5 protein-coding genes are annotated in these 4,732 nt (G+C 66.7%); all 5 read left to right on the top strand.

The window, feature by feature from the left end:
* Positions 1 to 130 precede the first annotated feature (130 nt).
* The gene (locus EJK15_RS67725) at positions 131 to 1,234 is read left to right on the top strand and encodes a TniQ family protein (protein WP_138720675.1); all 1,104 of its coding nucleotides are present in this window, start codon (positions 131 to 133) and stop codon (positions 1,232 to 1,234) included.
* Between the two features lie 196 nt (positions 1,235 to 1,430).
* On the top strand, positions 1,431 to 2,192 hold the full coding sequence (locus EJK15_RS67720; protein ID WP_138720674.1) for a TnsA-like heteromeric transposase endonuclease subunit: 762 nt from the start codon (positions 1,431 to 1,433) through the stop codon (positions 2,190 to 2,192).
* On the top strand, positions 2,189 to 4,315 hold the full coding sequence (locus EJK15_RS67715) for a DDE-type integrase/transposase/recombinase (RefSeq protein ID WP_138720673.1): 2,127 nt from the start codon (positions 2,189 to 2,191) through the stop codon (positions 4,313 to 4,315). The genes EJK15_RS67720 and EJK15_RS67715 overlap by 4 nt, the downstream gene beginning before the upstream one ends.
* A complete protein-coding gene (locus EJK15_RS67710) occupies positions 4,312 to 4,497 on the top strand; it encodes a hypothetical protein (protein ID WP_138720672.1) in 186 nt (61 codons plus the stop codon). Before EJK15_RS67715 ends, EJK15_RS67710 begins: the two co-directional genes overlap by 4 nt.
* A gap of 63 nt (positions 4,498 to 4,560) precedes the next feature.
* Positions 4,561 to 4,732, top strand: a 172-nt coding sequence (locus EJK15_RS78355) for a transposase (protein ID WP_138718588.1), incomplete at its 3' end; no start/stop codon positions are given.

Raw genomic sequence — 4,732 nt, 5'->3', positions numbered from 1 at the left:
GGTCGATGAGACGAAACACCGCGCGCGCCACCCTGTATGAGACAACCGCGCGTCCAGGCGTCTCACTTAAGTTGGCGTACAGCAGGTCAGAGCTATGCCTCTACGCCAACTCGATTGAGACAGGACAGTGATGGCTGTCTGGCCTCGGCGGTTGGCGTTAGTGGTCGCTCCTGTGTCTGGTGAGTCGTTCGCGTCTTGGGTTGATCGGATGGCCGTGCGGAACGGATGCCCGCCGTGGACGATCGTCGAGTCTTTGGGGCTGGATGTACGCGCGGTGTCGGGCGATGTTCGCTCGTTGGCCTACGGCATCGTTGCGACTCCGGAGGTGCACCTGGCCATCGCGGCTGTCACAGGGGTGGGCGCCGAAACTGTACGCGAACTGCACCTGGATGTGTTCAACGGCTCCGCTGTGGACCTGGCGGGCGTCCGTGTGGGCGACAAGGAGTCACTCCGCCGGGCGGAGGCTCGTGAGTGGGCGCAGTTCTTCGGCAGCCGGGCTTGCTCGGAGTGCTTGGCAACCTCGGGGGGAGCGTGGCAGGTGTGGTGGAAGCTGGGCTGGGCCGCGGTATGTCCGATCCATCGGGTGCTGCTGATGGATCACTGCCCAACCTGTCGCGTACGCATACGACGGGGTCCGGCTGGCCAGCCGCGCGGCCTGTCCCGCACACGGGTACCTACTCCGTTGCAATGCGGCGCGATCCTTAGCGGGGGCGTTTGTGATCAATCGATCCCGCAGATCAGACCGAGTGCGGTGAGCAACGAACTCGTCCACGCGCAACAGATGATGCTTGAGGTGGCGACGCGCCGCCGGCCTGCGCTGATCGCGGGCCAAGTGGTGAACGCCGGGCAGTGGTTCGCGGCGTTGAAAGCCGTTGCGATGCTGGTCCGCTTGGGAATGCCGGACGTTCTGCCTCTGCTTGATGCGATGTCGCCTGATGGCCGGAGGGCAGTGGCCGCAGAAGCCCTGGGGCACCGGTGGAACCGGGCAGGGTCAGCGGGCCGCTTCGGGATGCTTCCGCAGACAGCGCTGGTCGCAGCGGGATTGCTGGCAGTGGCCATAGAAGTGGTCGCCGTGGAGGGGGAGTCGGAGTTGGCGACCAGGCTGAAGTCACTCGCCGCAGCCGCGCGGATCAGGTGGAATGGGCGGCGTCCGGATCCGCTGGCGGAATTGGATCTGCCCTCCGTGTTTGCAGCAGCCCTGGATGCAATGCCTCGGCGCGGTCGCCGGTCGTGAGCGAGGCGGGGAGGAGTGGAATGGCGGTGAATCGACTGGCCTGTGGCCAATGGGCCTGAATTGACGCGCTATAGCAGGGAAAGCGAGGACAGAGGCGACCACAGGGCACTACCGTGACTTGCGTCACAGTAGTCCACCGGGCGTGGCCGACTTGTGGACGGCTACGAGCGGCGCTCCTACGGTTTGTGGAGGCGCGATGAAGCTGGCGGCCGACCTGCAGCTCCGCAGCGTCCAGGTCCGCTACCTGCACCCCGACGGGCAAGAAGAGCGATGTTCGCTGGAAGATGCCGCCGGGGTGGCCTTCGAGAACTGCAGCGCTATCCGGCGGATTCCGCGCCGCGCCGATCAGGCACATACGCCGAGCACGCATTGGTCCTCGACCACGAACCGGATGATCGACTGCGAGTCGCATCTGGAGAGCGTCTGGATGACGTTGCTGGACTTCGACCAAGAGGTGAGCGGCTTCTCTGGCCAGCCCATGCAACTGTTCGGCGTGGACGATCGCGGCACCTGGAAGGCGACCCCGGACCTGTTCGTCCGCCGGTTGGACGGCTCGGCGACGGTGATGGAGGTCAAGAATCCCGGCCGGCTGGCCGATACGAGGGTGAGGGCGGCTGCGGAACGGGTCGCGGCCTGCTGCGCGGTCGCAGGCTGGGGCTATGAGCTGGTCGGCGAGCCACCCGAGCGGCAGCGCACGATCAATGTGCTGACGTTGGCGGGATATCGCCGTGAGATGGCGGGCGTGAGCGACTACCGCACGCAACTGATGGCCCTGGCCGGCAAGCCGGTGCCCTTGGGGCAGTTGGTCAGCTTCACCGCCGAACCGCTGGTGGCCCGCGCGGTCGTGCTGCACCTGTGCTGGACCGGCGAGCTGGCTGCGGACCTGTCACGCCCGCTGGAGGACACCACGCTGGTCTGGGCTGCTTCAAAAAGTAGCGACGCCGGAGCGCGACGGTGAGCGCGTCTGGCGAGGCGAGTGGTCGGCGGCTGGCCATGGGCACGTGGGTATGGTTCGACGACGAGCGTCACCAGGTGGTTGGCCACAGCGGCAGTGATGTCCACCTGCACTCCGCTGACGGTCAGTGGACGGCCATCTATATCTCGCACCTGATGGCCGCGCCAGGGTTCCGGCTGCTGAGCGAAGGCTCCGTCGAGCTGCCCTCGTCCAACGTCGATCCCGGGGCGTTGCTGGATGGTCTCGCCGAGGGTAAAGCGGCGATACTGCGTGACCTCGAAGCGCACCTGAACGAGATGTGGAAGGGCTATCGCAGCGGCGACCCAGATCAGGCGGAGCCGGGGGAACCACTCCCGTCCTATGATCCAGCCCTGGTGCCAAGACTGAGCGATCGGCTGGCGGCCAAGGCCGTCGAACTCGGCATGGGAGAGCGGACCCTATGGCGCAAGCTGCAACGTTATCGCGAGGAAAAGCGCAAAGGCTTGATCGACGGGCGCGGCGCCGAGGTTCACGATCCGCTGGCCCGCGCCGATCCGCGAGTGCTGGACGCGATCCTCGCTCAACACAGGGTCGGTGAGCGCGAGGACTCCACCGGCAGCCTGAACCGGTTCCACCGTCGCCTGCAGGATCGGCTAGATCACGAGCACGGGCCCGAGGTGGTGAAGGTCCCCTCGGCCAAGACCGTCGCCCGCTATGTCGAAGTTCTGCTGCCGGGCCAGTACACCTTCGGCCGGGCGACAGCGCGGCGCAGCGAGGCGGTGCGGCCGCAGCGTTCCTACCGGCCGGACCCGGCGGTGCGGCCGGGGCAGGTAGTGATGATCGACGCCACTCCGCTGGACGTGATCGCCTACGACCCGATCGGCGACGTTACGCACGCGGTGCATGTGGTCCTGGCGATCGATGTCGCGACCCGGACGTTGCTGGCCTGGCGGATGACGGTCGGCGACACCCGGGCGGTCGACGTGGTGATGCTGCTCAACGACGCGATCACGCCGGAGCCGATGCGGCCCGGCTGGCAGAAGGCGCTGGCCTTCCGCATGCTGCGCCTGCCCGTCACCCGGCAGGTGGAGTTGGACGAGCGGCTGGAGCTGGCCGCAGCCCGGCCGGTGATCTGGCCCGAGGAGATCCTGGTCGACCACGCCAAGGTCAACTTGTCGGACGCACTGCGCGAGGCCTGCCTGGATCTGGGGATCAACTTAGGTCTGGCCCGCAAGGCGAATCCCACCGACAAGGCCAACGTCGAGCGCGCTTTCGGCATTGTGAATGCCGATTTCGCCAAGCATGTCGCCGGCTACAAGGGCTCCGACACCTCCAGTAGGGGCCGACTGGTGGAGCACGCGGCCCGGTGGAGCCTGGAAGAGCTCGAGGAGTTCTTCGCCGAGTACGTGGTGGCCGTCTATCAGCGGCGGGTGCATTCGGGGCTGATCGTTCCCGGTTTCCCCGAGTTGGAGATGTCACCGAATCAGGCCTACAGCCTGATGGTGGCCCGCTACGGCTACATCGTCTGCCCGCCGAGTTCGCACCACTACTGCAAGCGGCTGCCCATCGAGTACCGGGTGATCCGCCCGGAGGGAGTACAGCGCGACTACCTCATCTATGACGATCCGATCCTGGGCAACTATCGGCGGGGGATCTCGCCGGTCCCGGGCAAGGGCAGGAAGTGGCCGATCCGCTACCATCCCGGTGATCCGAGCAGGGTGTTCATCTTCCTCGAAGGCGCCTGGCACGTGCTGTTCTGGACGCATCTGCCGGATCCGGCCATCCCGTTCACCTGGCGGATGGTCGAACAAGCCCGGAAACTGCTGCACGAGGGCGGGCTGCGGGAGCCGAGTCAGCAGGACATCGCCGACGCCCTGGTGGATCTGCAACGCCGCATGGACGCTCCTGAGTCGGCGACCGCGCGCACCCGCCGCGAGCTGCTGCGGGCCCGCGAGGATGCGCGGGCCATCAAACGCGATCAAGCTCGCGCCCAGTTCCGCAAGGAGGAATCGCCCCCGGCGCTCGCCTTGGTCCCTCCCGCCGCCGAGGAGGAGCCTGCGGAGGCAGCGGTGGTGGATTTGGCCGACCTGGAGGAATTCGAGATCTGGGATCCCGGCGCACCCCCGCGAGGCCCGGACAGCGCATGAAAAAGCGTGTCGCGCAGCCACGCACCAAGGAGCAGCGGCGTGAGTACTGCGCTCGCCCGGCACCGCCTCGGCCGAAGCCGGTCAGCCGCGCCGAGTATGAGAAATGGCCTGCCGAGCAGCAGGCCACGTTCGATGAACAGCGCAGGCGCTGCCACGCCAACCCGCCGTTCATCAAGCACTGAGGTGCCCTAGATCTTCCGGACAGCTCCCCAACTAGGGTTGGGGTGACCGGAAGGAAGCAGTAGTTGGCACGACGTAAGGGCCCGTACTCGCAGGCGTTCAAGGATGAGGCCGTCCGCATGGTGCTGGATGGGGATCGTCCGGTGTCGCATGTCGCCCGGGAGTTGGACATCCACGACACCACCCTGCATAACTGGGTGAAGGCTTGGCGGCGGGAGCACGGAGGCGTGGCGCCGG

It is taken from the genome of Nonomuraea basaltis, assembly GCF_005893125.1.
Lineage (GTDB): Bacteria > Actinomycetota > Actinomycetes > Streptosporangiales > Streptosporangiaceae > Nonomuraea > Nonomuraea basaltis.
This window is presented reverse-complemented; position numbering and strand designations above follow the sequence as displayed.